This window comes from Streptomyces kronopolitis (genome assembly GCF_014646275.1).
In the GTDB taxonomy this organism is placed as follows: Bacteria; Actinomycetota; Actinomycetes; order Streptomycetales; family Streptomycetaceae; genus Streptomyces; species Streptomyces kronopolitis.
On sequence record NZ_BMND01000013.1, the window covers coordinates 44,991 to 67,834 of the forward strand.

The window sequence follows — 22,844 nt, forward strand, 5'->3', positions numbered from 1 at the left end:
GGTAAGGGAGTGGGGCTCGGTCCATACCCTGCCGATGATCTGACACCATTTCTTCGGAAGGGTCAGCTCCGAGGGGTGCGAGTCCGTACGACGTGACGTGTACGGGGCGAGCACTGCAGTATCCGGAGACGGCCGCCACCATGACCAGGGGACGGATGGGACCGCGCAGTGCGGGGCAACGACCGCTACGAGGCTGACGACCACCTCTCGCAGTTCGAGGCCGAGATGGAGCGGCTGAAGAGCGAGCGGGACAAGGCCGTTCAGCACGCCGACGACCTCGGCTACCAGGTCGAGGTGCTGCGCGCCAAGCTCCATGAGGCGCGCCGCAACCTCGCGACCCGCCCTGCCTACGACAACGTCAGCCATCAGGCCGAACAACTGCTGCGCAATGCGCAGATCCAGGCCGATCAGCTGCGTTCGGACGCCGAGCGGGAGGTCCGCGAGGCGCGGGCGCAGACCCAGCGGCTGCTCCAGGAGCAGTCCGAGCGGCAGTCCCGGCTGGAGGCCGAGCTGCACGCCGAGGCGGTCACCCGCCGCCAGCGGCTCGACGAGGAGCTCAACGAGCGCCGCCAGACCGTCGAGTCGCACGTCAACGAGAACGTCGCCTGGGCCGAACAGCTGCGCGCCCGTACGGAGTCGCAGGCCCGCCGGCTGATGGAGGAGTCCCGGGCGGAGGCCGAGCAGGCGCTGACGGCCGCCCGCGCCGAGGCCCAGCGGCTGGCCGAACGCGCCCGTGAGCGGCTCGGCTCCGAGGCGGAGCAGGCCCGCGGCGAGGCGGAGGCCATCCTGCGCCGGGCGCGTACGGACGCCGAGCGGCTGCTGAACGCCGCCTCCAGCCAGGCCCAGGAGGCCACCGACCAGGCCGAGCAGCTGCGCACCAGCGTCGGCAGCGAGTCGGAGGAGGCGCGCCGGCAGGCCGCGGAGCTGACCCGCAGCGCCGAGACCCGCATCCAGGAGGCCGACACGGCGCTGCGCGAGGCGCGCGCCGAGGCGGAGAAGCTCGTCGAGGAGGCGCAGCAGGCCGCCGCCAAGCGGCTGTCGGCGGTCGAGTCGGACAACGAGCAGCGCACCCGCACCGCCAAGGCGGAGATCGCCCGCCTCGTCGGGGAGGCCACCAAGGAGGCCGAGGCGCTCAAGGCCGAGGCCGAGCAGCTGCGGACCGACGCCCGCACGGAGTCCGAGCGACTGCTCGCCGAGGCCCAGGAGTCCGCCCGCTCCCAGGCCGCCGAGGACTCCGCCGCGCAGCTGGCGAAGGCCGCGCGCACCGCCGAGGAGGTGCTGACCAAGGCGTCGGAGGACGCCAAGGCCACCACCAAGGCCGCCGCCGAGGAGGCCGAACGGCTCCGCCACGAGGCCGAGTCCGAGGCGGACCGGCTGCGCGAGGAGGCGCACGACACCGTCGCGCAGCTCAAGGGCGCGGCAAAGGACGACACCAAGGAGTACCGCGCCAAGACCGTCGAACTCCAGGAGGAGGCGCGGCGGCTGCGCGGCGAGGCCGAGCAGCTGCGGGCGGACGCGGTCGCCGAGGGCGAGCGGATCCGCAGCGAGGCCCGCCGCGAGGCGGTCCAGCAGATCGAGGAGGCGGCCGGGTCCGCCGAGGAGCTGCTGGGCAAGGCCAAGAACGACGCCGAGGAGACCCGTTCGGGCGCCGTCGCGGAGAGCGAGCGGGTGCGGACGGAGGCCATCGAGCGCGCCACGTCGCTGCGCCGGCAGGCCGAGGAGGCCCTGGAGCGGGCCCGCTCGGAGGCCGAGGAGCTGCTCACCGAGGGCGCCCAGGCCGCCGAGATGGTCACCACCGAGGCGGAGGAGTCCGCAGCGAGGCTGCGCGCCGAGGCCGAGGAGGCCGCGCAGGAGCGGCGGGCCGAGGCGCAGGCCGAGCTGGACCGGCTGCGCACCGAGGCGGAGGAGAAGGTCACCGCCGCCGAGCAGCGGCTGCGCGACGCCCGCGCCGAGGCGGAGGGGCTGCGCCGGGAGACCCAGGAGGAGGCGGCCCGCCTCAAGGCGGAGTCGGCCGAGCGGCGCCGGACCCTGGAGCAGCAGGCCGAGGAGGAGAGCGAGCGGCTGCGCGCGGAGGCCGCGGCCGACGCGTCGGCGGCGCGGGACGAGGCCGAGGCGGTGGCGGTACGGCTGCGCACCGAGGCGTCGGCCGAGGCCGAGCGGCTGAAGGCGGAGGCGCAGGAGACCGCGGACCGGGTGCGCGCGGAGGCGGCGACCGCCGCGGAGCGCACGGGCACGGAGGCAGCGCAGGCGCTGGCCGCGGCCCAGGAGGAGGCCGCGCGGCGGCGCCGGGAGGCCGAGCAGCAGCTGGGCGAGGCCCGCGAGGAGGCCCACCAGGAGCGCACCGCGGCGCGCGAGCAGAGCGAGGAGCTGCTGGCGGCGGCCCGTACCCGGGTCGGCGAGGCCCAGGAGGAGGCCGAGCGGCTCGTCGAGGACGCCGACCGGCGGGCCGGCGAGCTGATGGCGGCGGCCGAGCAGACCGCCCAGCAGGTGCGGGACTCCGTCGCGGGGCTGCACGAGCAGGCCGGTGAGGAGATCGCCGGGCTGCGTTCGGCGGCCGAGCACGCCGCGGAGCGCACCACCGCCGAGGCGCAGGACGAGGCGGACCGGCTCCGCAAGGAGGCCTACGAGGAGCGCGAGCGCGCCTCCGAGGAGGCCGTCCGGGTGCGCCAGGAGGCGCAGGAAGCACGGGACGACGCGAAGTCCCTTGCCGAGCGGGCGGTTTCCGAGGCCATCGAGGAGGCCGAGGGGCTGCGCGCCGAGGCGGCCGCGGGGCTCGACGAGGCGCGCCGGGAGGCCGGCACGCTGCGCACCGAGTCCGCCGAGCAGGCCGACCGGCTGGTGTCGGAGGCGACCGCGCAGGCCGAGAAGCTGGTCGCGGACGCCACCGCGAAGGCCCAGCAGCTGCGCACCGACGCCTCGGACGCGCTGGCGTCGGGCGAGCAGGACGCGGCCCGGGCCCGTGCGGAGGCGCGGGACGACGCGAACCGGATGCGCGCGGACGCCGCGGAGCAGGCCGACCGGCTGATCACCGAGGCCCGTACCGAGGCCGAACGCATCGTCACCGAGGCCACCGAGCTGACGTCTTCGGCGCAGGGCGACGCCGACCGGATCGTCCAGGAGGCCCAGCAGGCCGCCGACCGGCTGCGCGCGGAGGGCGAGCAGCACGCCCAGGCGCTGGTCGCGGAGGCGACCGGGATGGCGGAGCGGCTGCGCGCCGAGGCGGCCGAGGCGCTGGAGAGCGCCCGGGTGGACGCGGAGCGCACCGGCGACCAGGCACGCGAGGCGGCGAACAAGACCCGCTCGGACGCCGCGGAGCAGGCCGACCAGCTGATGTCGGAGGCCGCGACCGAGGCGGAGCGGCTGCGCACGGAGGCGGCGGAGACGACCGCGGACGCCGAGCGGGACGCGGACCGCACCCGGGCCGACGCCCGGGAGCAGGCGGACCGGATGCACGCGACGGCCACCGCGGAGGCGGACCGGCTGCGGGCGGACGCGGCCGAGACGGTCACCGCCGCGCAGGAGCACGCCAACCGCACCCGCAACGAGTCCGCGAAGGTCAAGGAGGACGCCGAGGCCGCGGCCGAGCGGACCCGGACCGAGGCCCAGCAGGAGGCGGACCGGCTGCTCGACGAGGCGCGCAAGGACGCGGCCCAGCGCCGCGGGGACGCCGCCGAGCAGGCCGACCAGCTCGTCGCCCGGGCCCAGGAGGAGGCGCTCAAGGCGGCCACCGCCGCCGAGGAGCAGGCCGACACGATGGTGGGGGCGGCCCGCAAGGAGGCCGAGCGGGTCCTCGCGGAGGCGGCCTCCGACGGCAACGAGCGGGTGGAGAAGGCCCGCACGGACGCGAACACCCTGCTGGAGGAGGCCCGCCGCGACGCCACCGGCATCCGCGAGCGCGCCGAGGAGCTGCGCCAGCGGATCGAGTCCGAGGTCGAGGAGCTGCACGAGCGGGCCCGCCGGGAGTCGGCGGAGACGATGAAGAACGCCGGCGAGCGCGTCGACAAGCTCATCGCGCAGGCCACCGCCCAGCAGGTGGAGGCCGAGGAGAAGGCCGACCGGATGGTCGCGGACGCCAACAGCGAGGCGAGCAAGGTCCGGATCTCGGCGGTGAAGAAGGCCGAGGGCCTGATCAAGGAGGCCGAGAACAAGAAAGCCGAGGCGGTGCGCGACGCGGAGGCGCGGCGCCGCGAGGCCGAGGAAGAGGCCGCCCGCATCGTGGACGAGGGCAAGCGGGAGCTGGAGGTCCTGGTGCGCCGGCGCGAGGACATCAACGCCGAGATCTCCCGCGTCCAGGACGTGCTGGAGGCGCTGGAATCGTTCGAGACGCCCGGCGGGAACGGGGAGGGCAAGGGCGGGGGTGTGAAGGCGGCCGCCGGAGCGGGGGCAACTCGTTCGAGTGGCAAGCAGTCTGAAGGGTAGCCACTCAAATGAGGGGACATTCTCCAGATCAAACCGGCATTGACTCGATGACACGCCGTTATGGCCCCTAGGATTCTCCGTATCACCTCACCGGTCTCTTCGACAGGAACCCCATGAGCGACACTTCCTCCCCCTTCGGCTTCGAGCTCGTGCGGCGTGGGTACGACCGCGGTCAGGTGGACGACCGCATTACGAAGCTCGTCGCCGATCGCGACAGCGCGCTGGCCCGCATCACGTCGCTGGAAAAGCGGATCGAGGAGTTGCACCTCGAGACGCAGAACGCCCAGGCGCAGGTCAATGACGCCGAACCGTCCTACGCGGGCCTGGGGGCGCGCGTGGAGAAGATCCTCCGGCTCGCCGAGGAAGAGGCGAAGGATCTGCGCGAGGAGGCCCGCCGGGCCGCCGAGCAGCACCGCGAGCTGGCCGAGTCGGCCGCCCAGCAGGTCCGCAACGACGCCGAGGCGTTCGCCTCCGAGCGCAAGTCGAAGGCGGAGGACGAGGGCGCCCGGATCGTCGAGAAGGCCAAGGGCGAGGCGTCCACGCTGCGCGCCGAGGCCCAGAAGGACGCGCAGTCCAAGCGCGAGGAGGCGGACTCCCTCTTCGAGGAGACCCGCGCCAAGGCGGCCCAGGCCGCCGCGGACTTCGAGACCAACCTCGCCAAGCGCCGTGAGCAGTCCGAGCGCGACCTGGCCTCGCGTCAGGCCAAGGCCGAGAAGCGGCTCGCCGAGATCGAGCACCGCGCCGAGCAGCTCCGCCTGGAGGCCGAGAAGCTGCGCACGGACGCGGAGCGCCGGGCCCGCCAGACGGTGGAGACCGCGCAGCGCCAGGCCGAGGACATCGTGGCGGACGCCAACGCCAAGGCCGACCGTATCCGCAGCGAATCCGAGCGCGAGCTGGCGGCGCTGACCAACCGCCGCGACTCGATCAACGCGCAGCTGACCAACGTCCGCGAGATGCTCGCGACGCTGACCGGTGCGGCGGTGGCCGCGGCCGGTGCCCCCGGCGACGAGGAGACCGTCTCGCGCGGCGTCCCCGCCCAGCAGACCCGCTGACCCTCCCCCACCGGCCCGCGCCGGCCGGCGCCCCGGCAGGTCTCGGCCCGCCGCTTCCGACGCCCCCGTACCGCCGTCCCGGTGGTCGCGGGGGCGCGGTGCGTACGGGGGGTCAGCCGGGCGGCCCCGCTCCGGTGGCAGGGCCCCACGGCCGCGCCTAGCGTGCCGTACATGATCGAGCTCGAGGGGCTGACCAAGCATTACGGCGACAAGGTCGCCGTGGACGACCTCACCTTCACGGTGCGGCCCGGCATCGTCACCGGCTTCCTCGGCCCCAACGGCGCGGGCAAGTCGACCACCATGCGGATGATGCTCGACCTGGACAACCCGACGGCGGGGACGGTCCGGATCGACGGCAAGCACTACCGCCAGCTCCGGGATCCGCTCACCTATATCGGGGCGCTGCTGGAGGCGAAGTCGGTGCACGGCGGCCGCAGCGCCGCCAACCATCTGCTGTGTCTGGCACAGAGCAACGGCATTCCGCGCGGCCGGGTCTCCGAGGTGCTGGACACCGTGGGGCTGAGCGCGGTCGCCAAGAAGCGGGCGAAGGGGTTCTCGCTCGGGATGAGCCAGCGGCTGGGCATCGCCGCGGCGCTGCTCGGCGATCCGCGGGTCCTCCTCTTCGACGAGCCGGTCAACGGCCTCGACCCCGAGGGCATCCACTGGATCCGCAATCTGATGAAGAACCTCGCGTCCCAGGGCCGCACGGTCTTCGTCTCCTCGCACCTGATGAGCGAGATGGCGCTGACCGCCGAGCATCTGATCGTGATCGGGCAGGGCCGGCTGATGGCCGACACCTCGATGCGGGACTTCATCCAGCAGAACTCCCGGTCCTACGTCCGGATGCGGTCCCCGGAGCGGGAGAAGCTGCTGGACCTGCTGCACTCCGAGGGCATCGACGCGGCGGTGGCCGGCAACGGTTCGCTGGAGGTCGACGGGGTGCCCGCCGACCGGCTGGGCGAGCTGGCCGCGGCGCACCAGCTGGTGCTGCACGAGCTGAGCCCCCAGCAGGCGTCCCTGGAAGAGGCGTTCATGCAGCTGACGGCGGAGTCGGTGGAGTACCACGCACACGACGGCGAGCCGGTGCCGGCGCAGGCGGGCGCCGCGCCGGGTGCCCGGACCCCCGAGCCGGCCGGGGCACGGCCCGGCGAGCCGCAGCCGTCCGGCTGGGGTGCCGACTGGCAGAAGAAGAGGAGCTGACGGATGGCGGCACTCGGGCAGGTCATTCGGTCGGAGTGGACCAAGATCAGATCGGTCCGGTCCACGGTGTGGACGCTGGGCATCGCCGCGGTGCTCACCATCGCGCTGGGCATGCTGATCTGCTTCCTGGCGAGCAACGACTTCCACTCCATGCCGGCCAGGCAGCGGCTGTCGTTCGACGCCACCAACATCAGCTTCTCCGGGATGGGGCTGGGCCAGCTGGCGATGATCGTCTTCGGGGTGCTGGTGGTCTCCAACGAGTACAGCACCGGCATGATCCGGGCCTCGCTGGCGGCGGTCCCGCAGCGCGGCACCTTCCTGTTCTGCAAGGTGCTGGTGGCCACCGCACTGGTCTTCGCGGTCGGCCTGGCGACCAGCTTCGTGGCGTTCTTCGCGGGGCAGGCGATGCTGGGCGACCTGCGCGCGCACCTCGGCGATCCGGGGGTGCTGCGCGCGGTGTTCGGCGGCGGGCTCTACATGACGCTGATCGCGCTGTTCTCGATGGCGGTGGCCGTGATGCTGCGCAGTCCGATGCTGTCGCTGGGCATCCTGATGCCGTTCTTCTTCCTGATCTCCAACATCCTCGGCAATGTCTCGGCGACCCGGAAGGTCGGCCGCTACCTGCCGGACCAGGCGGGCTCGAAGATCATGCAAGTGGTCGCGCCCGCCAACAGCGATGTGCCGTACGGACCGTGGGGCGGGCTCGGCATCATGATCGCCTGGACGGTGGTGGCGCTGATCGGCGGCTACGTCCTGCTGAGGCGCCGGGACGCGTAGCCAACGCCCGCGCACCGGCCCGTCACCCGCCTCTCCGCCGGCGGCGGGCCGGCACGGCGTCCCGTCCCAATTGACGGGAACCGTCAATCTACGGATAGCCTCCTAACCCTCACGGGGGTACGAGGGCGCCTCTGCCCCGAGGCATCTCGCGAGGGGCGGAGAATGATCGAGGCAGTCGGCCTGACGAAGCGCTACGGCGCCAAGACGGCCGTGTACAACCTGTCGTTCCAGGTACGGCCGGGCACGGTGACCGGCTTCCTGGGGCCCAACGGCTCCGGCAAGTCGACCACGATGCGCATGATCCTGGGCCTGGACGCACCGACCTCGGGGCACGCGACCATCGCCGGCCGCCCCTACCGCCGGCTCCCCAACGCCCCGCGCCAGGTGGGCGCGCTGCTCGACGCCAAGGCCGTGCACGGCGGGCGCAGCGCGCGCCAGCACCTGCTCTCGCTCGCCCAGCTGTCGGGCATCCCGGCCGGCCGGGTCGACGAGGTGCTCAAGGTGGTCGGCCTCCAGGACGTCGCGGGACGGCGCTCCCAGGGCTTCTCGCTCGGCATGGGCCAGCGGCTGGGCATCGCCGCGGCGCTGCTCGGCGATCCGCAGGTCCTCCTCTTCGACGAGCCGGTCAACGGCCTCGACCCCGAGGGCATCCTGTGGGTGCGCAATCTGATGAAGCAGCTGGCGTCCGAGGGCCGCACGGTCTTCGTCTCCTCGCACCTGATGAGCGAGATGGCGCTGACCGCCGAGCACCTGATCGTGATCGGCCGGGGCCAGCTGCTGGCGAACATGTCGGTCAAGGACTTCATCTCGGCCAACTCCGCCGACTTCGCCCGAGTACGCACCCCGGACTCCGCACCGGAGCAGCGCGAGAAGCTGACCGCCGCGCTCGGTGAGGCGGGCGGGCAGATCACCCCCGAGCCGGACGGCGCGCTGCGGGTGACCGGGCTGCCGCTCCCCCGCATCAGCGACCTCGCGCACGCCGCCGAGGTCCGGCTGTGGGAGCTGTCGCCGCACCAGGCGTCCCTGGAGGAGGCGTACATGCGGATGACGCAGGGCGCCGTGGACTACCGCTCGACGGCCGACGCGCGGGCCGGTCTGCAGGAGACCCCCGCCGGGTACGCCCCGCAGGGGCCCGGCCCGCAGGGGTTCCCGGGTGGTCCCGGGTATCCGGCCGGTCAGCCCGGCATGCCGGGGCAGGTCCCGGCGGGCATGCCCGGACCGGGCCACCCCAATCCGTACGCCCAGGCGCCCGGTGCCGTTCCCGGGCCGGGCCAGCCGCCTCCCGGGCCGGCTCAGGGTCACCCGTACGGGGCTCCCGCGTCGTACGCCGCGCCTCACCCGTACGGGCAGCAGCCCGCCGCGCCGATGCCGCCCGCGGCCCCGTTCGCGCCGCCCGCCGCCCCCGCAGACCAGCCCACGCCGCACCACGAGGAAGCCCGATGACCAGCCCTCAGCAGCCGCAGCCTGAGCGCGGATCCGACGACACCGGCGCACGGGAGCAGCCGCTGCCGGCCGCGCCGCCGCTGCCGCCCCAGGAACCGCCCGCCGCCCCCGCGCAGCCCGGTCAGCAGCAGCCGCAGCAGCCCGGTCAGCGGCCCGCGTCCGCCGGCGAGCCGGGCACGATGATGCTCCAGCCCCAGCAGCCCCCCGCGCCGCAGCCGCCCGCCGGGGAGCCCGGCACCATGACGCTCCAGGCCCAGCAGCAGCCCGGGCAGCAGGCCGCCCTTGGGCAGCCCGCACCGCCCCCGCAGCAGCCCGGGGAGCCGGGCACGATGATGCTCCAGCCCCAGCAGCCGGCCCCGCCGCAGCACCTGGCGGCGCACGGACCGGGCCGGGACGCCGGCACGATGATGCTCCAGCCCCAGGCACAGCAGCAGGCGCAGCAGCACGCGCCCGCGCCGCAGCCCGCCCAGGACCCCCGGCACCACCCCCAGGCCCAGCAGCCCCCCGTCCCGCACCAGGCCCACGCCCAGCAGGCCCACCCCCAGCAGGCCTGGGCCGGAGCGGGCGGCTATGTCTCGCCCATCCCCGTGCGCCCCACCCACCTCGGCCATGCGCTGGCGTCCGAGTGGACCAAGATCCGCTCGCTGCGCTCGACGATCTGGACGCTGGGCGTGATGGTCTCCCTGACCGTCGGCATCGGCCTGCTGGCCACCCTCGCGGCGGGCTCGACCCGGGTGATGGACCCGCTGCTCGGCGTCGGCTTCGTCGGCGTCCTGCTCGGCAGCCTGTGCGTGATCACCCTGGGCGTGCTGTCGATCTCGTCCGAGTACGGCACCGGCATGATCCGTACGACGCTGACCGCCTGCCCCAGCCGCGCCCGGGTGCTGACCGCGAAGGCGGTCGTCTTCTTCGCCCTCGCGCTGGTGCTCACCACGATCGCGACCACCGTGGTCGCGCTGCTCGACACCGCCCTGCTCAGGGGCCCCGCGCCGACCACCGACCAGTGGCTGCGCGCCACCCTCGGCGCCGGTCTGTACGTCGCGCTGCTCGGTCTGCTGGCGCTGGCCGTCGGCGCCCTGCTGCGGCACTCCGCGGGCGCGATCAGCACGATGATGGGCGTCGTGCTGCTGCCGATGCTGCTGGCCCTGTTCCTCCAGGGCGAGAGCGTCAAGGACCTCCAGCGGGTGCTGATCGAGTACTCGGTGCCCAGCGCCCTGGCGCAGCTCTACGACATCCCGTTCCTCACCACGGGTCCCAGCGGCTGGACCCCGCTGCTGATCCTGGCCGGGGTCACCGCGGTGGTGCTGGGCGGCGCCTACGCCGCCGTCGCGCAGCGCGACGTCTGACGCGCCCGCCGCTCGACCGCTCAGTACCTGGGCGCGTTCCTGGACCGCTGGAGCCGTGCGCTCCGGCGGTCCCGTGCGTTCCAGCACGCCTTGTGCCAGTGCCGGCGGTCGTCGACATCACCGTGCTGCTGCCAGGCGACGACATGCGGCACCCCGGGCGGGATCTCCTGGTCGCAGCCGGGGCAGCGGTAGTGCTTGGCCGCGCCGCCGCCCCCCAGCTGCCGGACGACCCAGGTCTCACCGCGCCACTCCTCGGTGCGTTCCAGGCCGTAGCGGTCACCGCCCGTGCGGTCGATGGGCTTCGCGCCGCCGTACTGGCGGTTTCGACGCGGGGACACAGAGCACCTCGGAGGGTCACGGGGTCACGGGATGTCACCAGCGTACGCGGCTCGGTCAGGGGTGGACTCCGCTCGGCAGGATTCTGCGATCATCGGGAAATTTCGCGTCAGGCCGTGCCCTTGGCACGTGTCACCCGTTGTTGCCGGTGGGGGGAGTCGCGTCGGCTGCGAGGAGGCAGAGAGCGATGCGCGTTGGGGCTTTCATCCTGGCCGCTCAATTCCCGGGCCAGGGACAGGGGGAAGCACTGCACCGCGCGGTGCGCTCCGCGGAGATCGCGGAGGAGGCCGGACTCGACGACGTCTGGCTGGCGGAACACCATTTCGTGCCGTACGGCGTCTGTCCGAGCGCGGTGACGCTGGCGGCGCTGCTGCTGGGGCGCACCCGCCGGATCGGTGTCGGGACGGCGGTCAGCGTGCTGCCGACCCAGCATCCGGTGGCGCTCGGTGAGCAGGCGGCGCTGCTGCATCTGACCACCGGCGGGCGCTTCACGCTCGGTGTGGGCCGGGGCGGCCCCTGGGTGGATCTGGAGGTCTTCGGCGCCGGGCTCGCCGCGTACGACCACGGCTTCCCCGAGTCCCTCGACCTGCTGCTGCGCTGGCTGCGCGAGCCGCGGGTCGGCGCGGAGGGCGAGCGGTACGCGTTCCGGGAGGTGGCGGTGGTGCCGCGGCCGGACCAGGCGCTGACCGCTCCGGACGATCCCTGCGCCGGGCCCCCGGGCCCACCCGTGGTGGTGGCCTGCACCTCCCCCGCCTCGGTGCGCACGGCCGCCGAGCGCGGGCTGCCCATGCTGCTGGGCATGCACTGCGGTGACGAGGAGAAGGCGGAGATGGTCGCGCTGTGGCGCTCGGCCGCCCTGGAGGCGGGCCGGGACGGCGACGAGGTGGCCGCGGCCGCGCATGTCTCGGCGGGCGTGGTCCAGATCGCCGACGACCGGGAGGCCGCGCGGGAGTCCCTGACCAAGGCGATGCCCGGCTGGCTGCGGCAGGGCCTGGGCGCGCATGTGACCGTCGACGGCCGCTACCGCGCGATGCGTGATCCGCTGGCGTACACGGAGTTGCTGTGCGGGCTGCACCCCGTCGGCCCGCCGCGGATGTGTGCGGACCGGCTGGCGGCGACGTCGGAGCGCACGGGCATCACCCGCTTCGCGCTGCTCGTCGAGGGCTCCGGTGATCTCGCGGCGACGGAGGAGAATGTGCGCCGGCTGGGCGCGGAAGTCCTGCCGCAGGTGGAGTGAGAGGTCCGGGGCGCCGCCGTGCGCGGGTGGGGGCACCCGCGCGCGGTGAAGCCCCGCGCCGTGCCCGGGAGTTGTCCCCGTCCTGGGAGAGTGCTGCCGCTGGCACACCGGAACGGTGCGTCTCACAACCCTGTGCGCAGCGGCAGCAACGGCGGTCAGCAGTCGCGGAGTTGCGGCGACTGATTCAGCAGCTGGCCCCGTATGGAGATGAAGCGGGCCAGACGGTCGTCCACCGCCGGGTCGAGCGGGAAGACGGCGACCCGGTGGCAGTTCTGAAAGGCGAGTCGCACACCGAAGTGGCGCTCCAGCGAACCACGGATGGCGTCACTCGCCAGTGCGCGAAGCAGCTGCCCGCGCGCCTGCTCGTCCGGCGGAGGCGTCTGATTGTCGGCGAACTCTCCGCCGTCGACCTTCAGCTGAGCCACCAGAGAGCTGATCATCCCCCATGCATAGGGCAGGGAGGTCCGGACGCAGTCGACAAATGCGGCTTCGTCGACCTCGCCTCGCTCGGCCTGTTCGAGGAGGGCCGGTGAGACGTCGAGCGACATGAGGTTCTCCTCTCGCGGCCCCGCCGGGACGGACGGGGCCTAGGGACGGGACAAGGGGTTTCGCGACACAGCGTGTTCGCCTCACGACCCCCCGCTTCAACGGTATGCCGCGCAAGGTGCCCGCACCAGGAGATTGCACATACAACCGGCCATTGGCGGGCGCCGGGGGTGCGGGGATTTCCCCCGTAAAGGCACAGTGACCCAGGGCGAATCGCGTGCGGGGCCTCCGGTCGAGTAGCGTTTCGCCCCATGCGTCTCGTCATCGCCCGCTGCTCCGTGGACTACGCGGGCCGGCTCACCGCCCACCTCCCCTCGGCCCCCCGCCTCATCCTGGTGAAGGCCGACGGCTCCGTCTCCGTTCACGCGGACGACCGGGCCTACAAACCCCTCAACTGGATGTCGCCGCCGTGCACCCTCAAGGAGGGCGACGGGGACGTGTGGACGGTGGAGAACAAGGGCGGCGAGAAGCTCATCATCACCCTGGAGGAGGTCATGCACGACTCCTCGCACGAACTCGGCGTCGACCCCGGCCTCATCAAGGACGGGGTGGAGGCGCACCTCCAGGAGCTGCTCGCGGACCGGATCGAAACCCTCGGCGAGGGATACTCCCTGATTCGGCGTGAATACCCCACTGCCATCGGCCCGGTGGATATCTTGTGCCGGGACGCCGATCACCGGACCGTCGCCGTGGAGATCAAGCGCCGCGGTGAGATCGACGGTGTCGAGCAGCTCACCCGCTATCTCGAACTCCTCAACCGCGACCCGCATCTGGCCCCGGTGAAGGGCGTCTTCGCCGCTCAGGAGATCAAGCCGCAGGCGCGGGTGCTGGCCACCGACCGCGGTATCGACTGCGTCGTCCTGGACTACGACGCACTGCGCGGCATCGAGGACGACAAGCTGCGCCTGTTCTGACCCCGCCGGCCCCCGGGGGGCTTCTCGGCCATGATCCCCCCGGGGCAGAACCCCGGAGCACAGCGGAGCATCGCACAGCGCGACGGCCCGGTCATGGACCGGGCCGTCGCGCTGTCGTGTGCGGGCCGTCAGCCCGCCGGGGAACTCGCCGTGCCGCCGGAGGAGGCACCGCCGTCCGACGGCATGCCACCGGGCGTGCGGCCCCCCGTGGAGCCGCCGGAGGGGGCGGCAGCGGACTGGGAGGGGCTCTCCGTCGACGGCTTGCCCGTGGAGGACTTGGTGGGCGTCGGGCTGGGGCTGTCGGTCGGCTCGTCCGACGGCGGGGGACTGCTCGGCTCGCCGGTCGGCGGCTTCGTGGGACGCGTCGGCCGGCCGGTGGGCGTGGTGGGCCGTCCGGTCGGTTCGGTGGGGCCGGTCGTCGGGTCCGTCGGGCCGGTGCTCGGTCCGCCGGGCGAACCACTGGCGCTGGGGCTGCCGGACGACGGGGACGGGGACGCCGGGTGCCCGGGGGTGCCGGGGTGGGGGTCGCCGGGCCGCAACGGCAGCTGGTCGGTGCCGGTGGCGGGCTGTTCCGCCGGGGTGTCGGTGGCGGCGCCGTCGTCGTCCGTGGTCTGTTCGGTGCTGACCTTGTCGTCGTGACGCTCGTTGCCGGACGACATGCCGAGGCTGACGACGGTGCCGAGGACGGCGGCCAGCAGGGCGCCCGCGCCGGCGGCCACGACATTGCGGCGGGCTCTGCCGAACATCCGCCTGCCGCCCGCCCGGTGGCTCACGGTCACGGCCGGGGCGGCCGTCGTGGCGGCGGCCGGGGCGGATTCGCGGACGACGACGGTCGCCGCCTCCTCGGCGCCGGCGGCCCGCGGTGTCGCCGCCGTCACGCCGCCGGGCGGGGTGGCCGCCGGGCTCTTCGCCAGGTCGGGCTTGCGCGCGGCGGCGCCGGGAGCCTTCGGAAGGGTGGTGGTGGCCGCGGCGGCGGCAGCGGCCCGGGAGCTGTCGGTGACCAGCGCCAGGGCGCGGCGGCCGGCCACCGCGCCGTCGCGGTCGGAGAGCACCCCGCGCAGCCCGATGGAGGCCTCCAGTTCGGCGCGCGCCCGGTCGAGGTTGCCGGTGCACAGCGCCAGCACTCCCAGCTCGTGGTGGAAGTAGGCCTCCTCGGCGACCTCGCCGGCCAGCCGTGCGGCCTCCTGGCCGTGCCGCAGGGTGCGCTCCCAGGCGTTCCAGTGCAGCGCCGCGGCGAACGCCGGGGCGGCCGTACGGGCGAGCAGCACGGCCGCGCTGGTGTGCCCGCTCTCCCGGCTGCCGGTCAGCACGCCCATCGCGGCCAACGCCACGTCGGACTCCGCGGCGGCCCGCTCGGGGGTGACCGAGGGGTGGCCGGCCCACCAGGCGTAGTGCTGGGCGACGGTGTGCGCCCGGGCGGCGGCGCCCTCCGCGTAGCCGGCCGCGGTCAGCTGGTCCTGGACGGTGGCGGCGAGCCGGTAGTGGCCCGCGACCGGGGTGATCAGCCCGCAGTCCAGCAGGTCGCCGAGGGCCGCGTCGGCATGGGTGTCCTCGGTGAGGGCCGGCAGATGCGCCGGGTGCGGCAGCTCGCCGCCGAGGGCGACGGCCAGCCGCAGCGTCTCGCGCGCGGCCCCGCTCAGCCGGGAGGCCAGCAGCGGGGCGGGGGCGGCGGCCTCGCCGAGGGACGGCAGCGGCACCTCGGGGTCCTCGCCCGCCCCGGCGTCCGGTGCGCCGGCGTCCGGCGCCTCGGCGGGGAAGAGGCCGTAGCCGTCGTCGAGGGCGCCCGGCCCGGCGAGCAGCCGGTCGCGCTGCCGCAGCAGGGCGGCCGCCTGCACGAACCGCAGCGGCAGCCCCTCGGACTCGAACCAGAGGTCGGCGGCCCAGGCCTCCTCGTCGTCGGTCAGCGGCCGCTCCACGGCGCGCTCCAGCATCCGCACGCAGCCGCCGCGGCCCAGGCCGCCGAGGAAGACCTCTTCGAGGTGCGAGGCGGGGCTGGGGGCCGCGACGTCGGGGGTGGCGGCGATCAGGAAGGCGCACTCGGGGGTGGCGTCGAGCAGCTCGTCGAGCGCGGCGCCGCCGAACTCCAGGTCGTCCAGCACGACGATGGCGCCGATGTCGGCGACCCGGCGCAGCATCCCGGCCCGGTCGGGGCGGTGCTGCGGGGCCCGGTGGACGGCCGCGAACAGTGCGTACAGCAGGTCGGTGGTGTTGCGGTGGTAGCCGGAGAGCCGGATCACCCCGTCCGGGGCGAGGTCGGCGCAGGCCTCGGAGACGGCGTCCAGCAGCCGGGTGCGGCCCGAGCCGGAGGGGCCGGTGAGGCGCACCGAGCGGCCCCGGGAGAGCAGCCGGACCAGGCGCTCGGTGTCCTCGGTGCGCTCTTCGAGGACGGTCTGCCGCCCGGCGGGCCGGTCCGGGCCCGGGGGCTGCGGGGGCGCCGCCGCGCGGGCGGCGGCGTCGCGCTCCTCCTGGCCGAGCTTGTCGGGGGCCGCGGGGACCTCACCCGGCGGGCAGGGTTCTATTTCGCTGCCGTCGACGGGATTGACGGTGAGGAGGTAGCCGCCGGAGACGACCCGGACGACGCGGGCGAGCCCCCTGGAGCCGCTCTGCGGGCCGGCGGGCGCGGGGACCGGCGGCTCGGTGGGGCCGTCCTGCTCGCCGTACTCCTCGGGCCCCCGGTGCGTGTTCGGGTCCATGCTGAAAGCTCCCAGATGCTTCGTTCCGCGCCGCCTCCGACGGGCACCCAGGAGGCCGGGCGTCGTGCCGGCTGCGCTTGTCCGGCTCCGGCGGCTGGTCGTTCGCCGTCGCGTCCGGTCCGGATCCCGCCGCGGATGGTGACATACGGGCGGGATCCAAACCCTAGACCTGGCGCGAGACCGGCACGCCGCCGGGGCCCGGTCCTGACCGGAAGTTCCGGGATTGGCCGGTATCGCGCTCTTTACGACATTTTTCTTACGCGGCGCGGCACGCTTTTCGCGCTGTGCCGTGCTGTGGTGATCGCCCGGTCCCCGTCCCGGCGCCGTGCGCGGGCCGTCCGGGCGGCGTGGCGCCCCGCCTCACACCCGGGGAAGCGTTTCCGCTTCGATGCCGCCCTCGATCGCGAGGATGCGGTGCAGCCGGGTGGCGACCAGCAGGCGCTGCATCTGGGGCGGCACTCCGCGCAGCACCAGCCTGCGGTTGACCCGGCCCGCACGGCGGTGCGCGCCCATGATCACGCCGAGGCCGGTGGCGTCCCAGGAATCCAGCTCGGTCAGGTCCAGCACGAGATCGCCGCGACCGGAGTCGACGGCGGCGTGCAGGGCCGTTCGGGCGTCCGCCGCGCTGCGGACGTCGAGGCGGCCCCCGACGACCAGCTCGGCGTGGTCGCCCCTGATGTGCATATGCGCTCCCCGGTGTCATGGGTGGTGCCTGGACGTCTACAGATCTGACTGCCTCTCATGCGGCGAAGTTGCCGCCTGTAAGCGAACCGATACCCGAATTCACCCCGCGGGGTGAGCCGATCGGGCCGACGGCCCTGACCCGGCATCAGTGCGTGTAGAAGCCTTGCCCACTCTTGCGTCCGATATCGCCCGCATCGACCATCCGGCGCATGATCTCCGGCGGTGCGAACTTCTCGTCCTGGGACTCGGTGTAGATGTTGTCGGTGGCGTGCATCAGGATGTCGATGCCGGTCAGGTCGGCGGTGGCGAGCGGTCCCATCGCGTGGCCGAAGCCCAACTTGCAGGCGGTGTCGATGTCCTCGGCGCTGGCCACGCCCGACTCGTAGAGCTTGGTGGCCTCGACGACCAGCGCCGAGATCAGGCGGGTGGTGACGAAACCGGCGACGTCGCGGTTGACGACGACGCAGGTCTTGCCCACCGACTCGGCGAACTCCCGGGCGGTGGCGAGGGTTTCGTCGCTGGTCTTGTAGCCGCGCACCAACTCGCACAGCTGCATCATCGGCACCGGCGAGAAGAAGTGCGCACCGACGACCCGCTCGGGGCGGGAGGTCGCCGCCGCGATCTTGGTGATCGGGATGGCGGACGTGTTGGAGGCCAGTACCGCCTCGTCCTTGACGAGCTTGTCCAGCGTCTGGAAGATCTCCCGCTTGACGTCGATCCGCTCGAAGACGGCCTCGACGACGATGTCGGCCTCGGCGGTGGCTTCCAGGTCGGTCGTGGTGGTGATGCGGGCCAGCGCCTGTTCGGCGTCGGACGCCGCGAGCTTGCCCTTGGCGACGAACTTCTCGTACGAGGCCTCGATGCCGCCCTTGCCCCGGGCCAGCGCCTCGTCCGTCACGTCGCGGAGGACCACGTCCCAGCCCGCCTGGGCCGAGACCTGCGCGATACCGGACCCCATGAGTCCGGCGCCGATGACGGCGAGCTTCTTTGCCACTGCTGTCCCCTCACACCCTGTGCTTTTGACGGTCGTGGGTGACGTTAGCGGTCGTGGGCGATCCTTTGGAGAGTAAGAGATGCGCGTCACGCCCGCCCGTCACCCGACCACCGGCCTGTAACGAGGCGCTTCGGGCCACGGCGCCGATTATCCATGACGGACATCACACCGACGGGGTGCGCCGCGGGGGAACGATCCGGACACTCCGCCGTCAGCCGGCTGACCGTACGGCGCAGTTGAGCACCTTTGCCCCGTGGCGTCCCCGCCCTCTCGCCGAGGGGGACCGGCGCCTCCCGGGAGGCCCGCGCGGGTCCCGGCCGGCGGGCGGCAACTGCGCCCTCCAGTGCGTCAGGCTCCGGTGGGACCGGGTGATCTGGCCCGGCATCAGCCCGGCACCCGGGCGCCCTTTGGGGCACCGGCCTCTCTCCCCCCGGTGGTCGCGTCCCCCTCCCGGAGCGGCCGGGGACGGGCCGCGAGGAGTGGCCACCCCGCCCGCGCACCCGGGCCTTCCGCAGGTCGGCCGCGTAGGCTCGTCCGCATGGTGAATCTGACGCGCATCTACACCCGGACCGGCGACAAGGGCACCACCGCCCTGGGCGACATGAGCCGTACCGCCAAGACCGACTCGCGGATCGCGGCGTACGCGGACGCCAACGAGGCCAATGCGGCGCTCGGTGTGGCCCTCGCGCTCGGCTCGCTGCCCGAGGACGTCACCGCGGTGCTGCTGCGGGTGCAGAACGACCTCTTCGACGTCGGCGCTGACCTCTCCACACCGGTGGTGGAGAACCCGGAGTTCCCGCCGCTGCGCGTCGAGCAGAGCTACATCGACAAGCTGGAGGCCGACTGCGACCGCTTCCTGGCCGAGCTGGAGAAGCTGCGCAGCTTCATCCTCCCCGGCGGGACGGCCGGCGCCGCGCTGCTGCACCAGGCCTGCACGGTCGTCCGCCGTGCCGAGCGCGCGACCTGGGCGGCCTTCGAGGAGCACGGCGAGACGATGAACCCGCTGACCGCCACCTACCTCAACCGCCTCTCCGACCTCCTGTTCATCCTGGCGCGCACGGCCAACAAGGAGGTCGGGGACGTGCTGTGGGTGCCGGGCGGCGAGCGCTGAGCCCTCCTGCGCCCTGCCCGGGCCGGGCGGGGCGCGCGGCGGTCCGGCAGACAGGCGGACCGGCGGACCGGCGGACCGGCGGACCGGCGGACCGGCGGCCTAACGGAGCGTCTTGTGCCGCGGCCCGGCCGCCTCGCCGTCGGCGGCGGCACCGCGGCCCGGGTCCTTCTTCGGCCAGAGCAGATAGGTCAGCGCGATCACGCCGTGGAGAACGACGGCGCGCAGCGTGACGGCCTGCCAGCCGCGCAGCGAGCCGGTGTCGCCGTCGCCGACGAACCGGATCGCGCACTGCAGCAGCGCGGCGGCAACGACCGCCATCAGCACCGTACGCAGCCACAGCAGGCCCTCGTGCCGGGCGCGGGCCATCCCGTAGCGGGGCGGCTTGACCGGCGGCGGGCCGCCCGCGAAACGGTGCGCGACCCGGGCGTCGACCCAGGTGATCGTGTAGTGGCCGTAGGCGACGGTGTAGCCGATGTAGACGGCGGCCAGCCCGTGTTTCCAGTCCGCCGTCGCCCCGTTCCTCAGGTCGATCGCGGTGACGACCAGCAACACCAGCTCCAGCAGCGGCTCCAGCAGCAGCACCGCGGCACCGGTGCGCCGCATCCCGGCCAGGTAGCGCAGCGCCAGACCGGCTGCCAGCAGCACCCAGAAACCGACCTCGCAGACGATGATCAGCGTGACGACCACGGCTGTCCCCCTTTCCCTTCCCCCGGCCCCATGGACTGTCCGCACAGTCTCCTGAGCCGCACCACTTGAGCCTGTCAGCGGCCGCCGCCCGGCACCTCCTCGCCCGCGACGATCCGGGGCTGCATCTTTCGATGTAGCCCGCCTCCCCGCGGGTGTCCCCAACGGGGACGCGACGGGCCGCGCCGCCGTGTTGGATGGAGGGGTGATCGCCCGATCCCCCACCGACGCCGCCACCGCCATCGCCCGCCGGCCGCACCGCCTCGATGTGCTCCTCGCGGGCGGCGGGCTGCTCGGCGGGCTGCTGCTGTGGACGCTGGGGCAGCACGGCGGTCCCCCGCAGCTGGGTCTGCCGCCCGCGCTGACCCTGCTCGCGCTCGCCGCGATGTCGCTGGCGGAGCTGATGCGCCGGACGGCCCCGCTGGTGGCGCTGGCCGTCGCGGTACCGGCGCTGGCGCTGGACGTCTGCACCGCCAACCTGGTCGTCACCGTCCTGATGTTCACGGACGTGGTCTACGCCGCGGTGCTCCACGGTCCGCCGGGCGCGGCCCGCCGGATCTCGCTGCACTGCGTCCTGGTGACGGTCCTGGGGACCGGCGTACTGACCGCGGTGTGGCGCAATCCGCAGGTCGTCCTGGTCGCGATCGGCCTCGCGCTGATCACCATCGCCCCGGCGTGGACCGGCCTGATGCTCCGTGAGCACCGCGACGCCGCGGAGGCCGCCCGGCTGCGGGCCGAGCGGATCGCGCTGCTGGCGGAACGGGACCGGGCGCGGGCGGTGGCCGGCGAGCGGGCCCGGATGGCGCGCGAGTTGCACGACGTGGTCGCCAACCATCTGTCCGCCATCGCGATCCACTCCACCGCCGCGCAGTCCATCGACGACCCGTCGGCGACCCGTGAGGCGCTCGGGGTGATCCGCGAGAACAGCGTGCAAGGTCTGTCCGAAATGCGCCGTCTCATCAGGCTGTTGCGGAACCCGGCGCCCACCGGCGCGAAGGACGCGCCCGCCGCCACCCCCGCCCTCGACGGCCTGGACGCCCTGCTCGACCAGGCCCGTACCGGCGGCGCGAGCAGCGGGCTGACCTTCGTGCTGGACGACGCCCGCGCCCCGCACGGCACCGGGGCCGCGCCGAGGCCCGCGGCCCCGGTCGAGCTGGCCGCGTACCGCATCGTCCAGGAAGCACTGACCAACGCCCTCAAGCACGCCGCCCCCGGCGAGGTGCGCGTCCGCCTCGCCCGGGAGCACGACGGGACGCTCACCGTCGCCGTCCGCAGCCCCTTCGCCGAGCGGCCCGGCCCCCGGGCACCCGGCTCCGGCACCGGCCTGATCGGGATGCGCGAGCGGATCGCCCTGCTGGGCGGGGCGTTCGAGGCCGGTCCGGCCCAGCAACCGGACGGCCGGTTCTGGCTGGTCCGGGCAGCACTCCCCGCCGAGGAGGAAGCATCGTGACCACCCGCGGCACGACGGACGCGCGGACCGGAGGCTCGGCGGAACCCGTCCGGGTGCTGGTCGCCGAGGACCAGTCCGCCGTCCGGGCCGGACTCGTCCTCATCCTGCGTTCCGCCCCCGACATCGAGGTCGTCGGGGAGGCCGCGGACGGCGAGGAGGCGGTACGGCTGGCCCGCGCGCTGCGCCCCGCGCTGGTCCTCATGGACATCCAGATGCCCCGGCTCGACGGGGTGTCCGCCACCCGCCGGATCGTCGCCGAACAGCTCGCGGACGTGCTGGTGCTGACCACCTTCGACCTGGACGAATACGTCTTCGGGGCACTGCGGGCGGGGGCCGCGGGCTTCCTGCTCAAGGACAGCGACGCCGCCACGCTGCTGACCGCGGTGCGCACCGTGGCGTCCGGCGAGGGGCTGATCGCGCCGGCGGTGACCCGGCGGCTGCTCGCGGAGTTCGCCGGTCGCCCTACGGCGACGCGGCCGGCGGACGGGACGGCCCCCGATCCGGGGGTCCTGGACGCGCTGACGCCGCGCGAGCGGGAGGTACTGGGGTGCCTGGGCCACGGGCTGTCGAACGCCGACATCGCGCGGCGGCTGGTGATGGCGGAGGCCACCGTGAAGACACACGTCAGCCGGCTACTGGGAAAACTGGCCCTGCGCAGCCGGATGCAAGCGGCGGTACTGGCACGGGAGTTGGGGGTGGAGGGGCCGTAGGGGGCTGCCGAACAGATCCCGTAGGGGTCACCGGCGCCCCCTTCGGGGCCTCAACGCGACGAGCCCGGGCAACATTCCCGGGGCAGCCGACACGGGCGAACCCCCTGGGCCGGTGCCCGGCCGTCAGGGCATCAGGCGGCAGGCGGCAGGCGGCAGGCGGCAGGCTCAAGCGAACGGCGACAGCTGATCACGCCCCCGCGCGCCCCCGTCTCACGCCACATTCACCCGCTGCCCGGGCGGGGCCGCCTCCAGCCAGGCGAGGAAGCCGGTGAGGGCGTCCTCGCTCATCGCCAGTTCCAGGCGGGTGCCGCGGTGCCGGCAGGCCAGCACGATCGAGTCGGAGAGCAGCGCCAGCTCCTCCTCGCCCTGGGGAGTGCGGCGCTCCAGGACCTCGATGGCGGAGCGCTCCAGCGTCCGGCGTGGCCGGGGCGCGTAGGAGAACACCCGGAACCACTCAATCCGGTCGCCGTTGTACCGCGCCACACCGTAGATCCAGCCCTTGCCGCCGGACTCTTTCTCCGGCACGTTCCAGCGCAGGCTGCAGTCGAAGGTGCCGCCGGAGCGCTGGATGAGCCGCCGTCGGAGTCCAAAGACGAACAGTCCCAGCAGCACCAGGACCACCACGACCGCGCCGCTCACAAGCAGAGCGAGGACCATCTCGACCGACCTCCTCGCCTCGGTGGGGGGACCCCCGGGCCGAGCCCGGGAGCAGGGAAACGCACCTGCATTGCCTCAGCCGCGGGCCGCTCCGGAGTGTTCCGGGCAGCCCGCGGCTGAGGATCGATCTCGACGGTGCCGGGGCTCAGTGAACGCCCGTCACCGAACGCAGCCGGACATCGGCGCGGCGCTCGGCGGCCGCGTCGGCCTCCGACTTCGCTCGCTCCAGGGCCCGCTCCGCGCGCTGGACATCGATCTCGTCGGACAGTTCCGCGATCTCCGCGAGCAGAGACAGCTTGTTGTCGGCGAACGACATGAAGCCGCCGTGCACCGCGGCGACGACGGTGCCGTCCCCGCTCTCGCCGGTCGTACGAATCGTCACCGGGCCCGACTGCAGCACGCCCAGCAGCGGCTGGTGTCCGGGCATGACGCCGATGTCGCCCGACGAGGTGCGCGCGACGACCAGGCTGGCCTTGCCCGACCAGACCTTGCGGTCCGCGGCGACCAACTCGACGTGCAGCTCAGCCACGATGGCTCCTCGGGTCTCCACCTGCCTGGTTCGGCAGGTGTTGGGTCAAATACTAGTGGTCG

The 22,844-nt window shown here is 73.9% G+C and carries 19 protein-coding genes; 11 read left to right on the forward strand and 8 right to left on the reverse strand.

The window, feature by feature from the left end:
* Positions 1-168 precede the first annotated feature (168 nt).
* The 6 genes from scy (at position 169) to IEY78_RS16355 (ending at position 10,237) form a co-directional block, all read left to right on the forward strand.
* Positions 169-4,419, forward strand: coding sequence for a polarized growth protein Scy (gene scy, locus IEY78_RS16330; RefSeq protein ID WP_189098911.1), 4,251 nt, complete (start codon positions 169-171; stop codon positions 4,417-4,419).
* 113 nt (positions 4,420-4,532) lie between these two features.
* Positions 4,533-5,471: a coiled-coil domain-containing protein gene (locus tag IEY78_RS16335; protein WP_189098913.1), complete on the forward strand. Its 939-nt coding sequence runs from the start codon at positions 4,533-4,535 to the stop codon at positions 5,469-5,471.
* A gap of 171 nt (positions 5,472-5,642) precedes the next feature.
* Entirely contained in the window at positions 5,643-6,671 is a 1,029-nt protein-coding gene (locus IEY78_RS16340) for an ABC transporter ATP-binding protein (RefSeq protein WP_189098915.1), read from the forward strand.
* Positions 6,672-6,674: 3 nt separating this feature from the next.
* The gene (locus IEY78_RS16345; RefSeq protein WP_189098917.1) at positions 6,675-7,448 is read left to right on the forward strand and encodes an ABC transporter permease; all 774 of its coding nucleotides are present in this window, start codon (positions 6,675-6,677) and stop codon (positions 7,446-7,448) included.
* 162 nt (positions 7,449-7,610) lie between these two features.
* Positions 7,611-8,891: an ABC transporter ATP-binding protein gene (locus tag IEY78_RS16350; RefSeq protein WP_189098919.1), complete on the forward strand. Its 1,281-nt coding sequence runs from the start codon at positions 7,611-7,613 to the stop codon at positions 8,889-8,891.
* Between the two features lie 407 nt (positions 8,892-9,298).
* Complete coding sequence (locus IEY78_RS16355; RefSeq protein ID WP_189099086.1) at positions 9,299-10,237, forward strand: ABC transporter permease; 939 nt, start codon at positions 9,299-9,301, stop codon at positions 10,235-10,237.
* Positions 10,238-10,257: 20 nt separating this feature from the next.
* Here IEY78_RS16355 and IEY78_RS16360 read toward each other — a convergent pair whose 3' ends face one another.
* Positions 10,258-10,575 carry an Rv1322 family protein gene (locus IEY78_RS16360; protein ID WP_189098921.1) on the reverse strand — a complete coding sequence of 106 codons (318 nt, stop codon included), beginning with the start codon at positions 10,573-10,575 and terminating at the stop codon, positions 10,258-10,260.
* A 185-nt stretch (positions 10,576-10,760) separates the two neighbouring features.
* On the opposite strand from IEY78_RS16360, the gene IEY78_RS16365 reads away from it, so the two are divergent.
* Positions 10,761-11,810 carry an LLM class flavin-dependent oxidoreductase gene (locus IEY78_RS16365; protein ID WP_189098923.1) on the forward strand — a complete coding sequence of 350 codons (1,050 nt, stop codon included), beginning with the start codon at positions 10,761-10,763 and terminating at the stop codon, positions 11,808-11,810.
* A 155-nt stretch (positions 11,811-11,965) separates the two neighbouring features.
* Here the strand turns inward: IEY78_RS16365 and IEY78_RS16370 are convergent, their stop codons facing one another.
* A complete protein-coding gene (locus IEY78_RS16370) occupies positions 11,966-12,358 on the reverse strand; it encodes an SCO5389 family protein (RefSeq protein ID WP_189098925.1) in 393 nt (130 codons plus the stop codon).
* Between the two features lie 249 nt (positions 12,359-12,607).
* Here IEY78_RS16370 and nucS point away from each other — a divergent pair, with 249 nt between their 5' ends.
* On the forward strand, positions 12,608-13,270 hold the full coding sequence (gene nucS, locus IEY78_RS16375) for an endonuclease NucS (protein WP_189098927.1): 663 nt from the start codon (positions 12,608-12,610) through the stop codon (positions 13,268-13,270).
* A 128-nt stretch (positions 13,271-13,398) separates the two neighbouring features.
* Here the strand turns inward: nucS and IEY78_RS16380 are convergent, their stop codons facing one another.
* The 3 genes from IEY78_RS16380 to IEY78_RS16390 form a co-directional block, all read right to left on the reverse strand.
* Positions 13,399-15,963: an ATP-binding protein gene (locus IEY78_RS16380; protein WP_189098929.1), complete on the reverse strand. Its 2,565-nt coding sequence runs from the start codon at positions 15,961-15,963 to the stop codon at positions 13,399-13,401.
* A 360-nt stretch (positions 15,964-16,323) separates the two neighbouring features.
* Positions 16,324-16,647, reverse strand: a complete 324-nt coding sequence (locus IEY78_RS16385; protein WP_006603077.1) for an STAS domain-containing protein — start codon at positions 16,645-16,647, stop codon at positions 16,324-16,326.
* Positions 16,648-16,792: 145 nt separating this feature from the next.
* Complete coding sequence (locus tag IEY78_RS16390) at positions 16,793-17,641, reverse strand: 3-hydroxyacyl-CoA dehydrogenase family protein (RefSeq protein ID WP_189098930.1); 849 nt, start codon at positions 17,639-17,641, stop codon at positions 16,793-16,795.
* 538 nt (positions 17,642-18,179) lie between these two features.
* On the opposite strand from IEY78_RS16390, the gene IEY78_RS16395 reads away from it, so the two are divergent.
* Complete coding sequence (locus IEY78_RS16395; RefSeq protein ID WP_189098932.1) at positions 18,180-18,752, forward strand: cob(I)yrinic acid a,c-diamide adenosyltransferase; 573 nt, start codon at positions 18,180-18,182, stop codon at positions 18,750-18,752.
* A 99-nt stretch (positions 18,753-18,851) separates the two neighbouring features.
* Here the strand turns inward: IEY78_RS16395 and IEY78_RS16400 are convergent, their stop codons facing one another.
* Positions 18,852-19,439: a hypothetical protein gene (locus IEY78_RS16400; protein WP_189098934.1), complete on the reverse strand. Its 588-nt coding sequence runs from the start codon at positions 19,437-19,439 to the stop codon at positions 18,852-18,854.
* A 202-nt stretch (positions 19,440-19,641) separates the two neighbouring features.
* On the opposite strand from IEY78_RS16400, the gene IEY78_RS16405 reads away from it, so the two are divergent.
* Both IEY78_RS16405 and IEY78_RS16410 read left to right on the forward strand, forming a co-directional pair.
* Positions 19,642-20,886: a sensor histidine kinase gene (locus tag IEY78_RS16405; protein ID WP_229699993.1), complete on the forward strand. Its 1,245-nt coding sequence runs from the start codon at positions 19,642-19,644 to the stop codon at positions 20,884-20,886.
* A complete protein-coding gene (locus IEY78_RS16410; RefSeq protein WP_189098936.1) occupies positions 20,883-21,596 on the forward strand; it encodes a response regulator in 714 nt (237 codons plus the stop codon). Before IEY78_RS16405 ends, IEY78_RS16410 begins: the two co-directional genes overlap by 4 nt.
* A gap of 210 nt (positions 21,597-21,806) precedes the next feature.
* Here the strand turns inward: IEY78_RS16410 and IEY78_RS16415 are convergent, their stop codons facing one another.
* Entirely contained in the window at positions 21,807-22,253 is a 447-nt protein-coding gene (locus IEY78_RS16415; protein WP_189098938.1) for a DUF2550 domain-containing protein, read from the reverse strand.
* 145 nt (positions 22,254-22,398) lie between these two features.
* Entirely contained in the window at positions 22,399-22,782 is a 384-nt protein-coding gene (locus tag IEY78_RS16420) for a F0F1 ATP synthase subunit epsilon (protein WP_189098940.1), read from the reverse strand.
* Positions 22,783-22,844: the final 62 nt, after the last annotated feature.